This window comes from Streptomyces sp. NPDC031274, from assembly GCF_055570235.1.
Window position 1 is genome coordinate 1,168 of the sequence record NZ_JBVIHP010000126.1, and the last position, 747, is coordinate 1,914.

Consider the following 747-nt stretch of genomic DNA (forward strand, 5'->3'; position numbering starts at 1 on the left):
TTCTGGGGTGGTTCGCGCCATGTCCGACTCCACTCACGGAAAGCGACTTCGCCGTGACCCAGCAACTCGACCTGTTCGCAGAGATCGCCACCACCCCCGAGCCGATACCCGCCACCTTCGCCGCGGCGCCGAATCCCGCACGCTCCACCCCCTCGGCGGCCACACCGAAGCCCGCGCGGCCGGTCGCGCCCCCCTCTTCGCGTGCCCAGCGGGCGCCCTGTCCGCACCCTGTGCGCGATCCGCACCGGCGCGCCATGGAGATCGGCGAGGCAGTGGCCGAGCGGTGGCACAACCGGCACGGCGGGACGGCCATCGAGGTACCCGTCGGCGTCGTCGCCGCCCTCTCGCTCATCCGCGAGAAGGATCCGGACGGCCCGGACCTCAAGGCGCAGATCCTCGCCCAGGACGGTCCGCAGATGATCGAGATGCTGCGGGAGATCTGGTCGACGCACTGGATGCACAGGCCGGACCTGATCGACCGCGCTCGGATCCTGCACGAGTGGTTGAACGATGACGTCGACGAGTACCGCATGCAGGCGGTGCGCGCCGTTGCCGAAACCGCCCTCAGACGCGGGCTGTTCGACCTGACCGCGCATGCGGACCCGTTCCTGCGCTCGGCGACGGATGTCCTGTCGCCTGTGATGACGAGCTTGCGCTCCCAGGGGGCGCGGCAGGGGCTCGGCGAGTACCACACACCGCCTGCGGTCGCCGACTCCATCGCCGAGGGGGTCAACCTGGAGTCGATCG

At 70.3% G+C, this 747-nt stretch carries 1 pseudogene; it reads left to right on the forward strand.

From position 1 onward, the window contains the following. Nucleotides 1-53: 53 nt before the first annotated feature. Nucleotides 54-747, forward strand: a pseudogene (locus ACZ5CR_RS44150) (hypothetical protein); the annotation flags it as partial.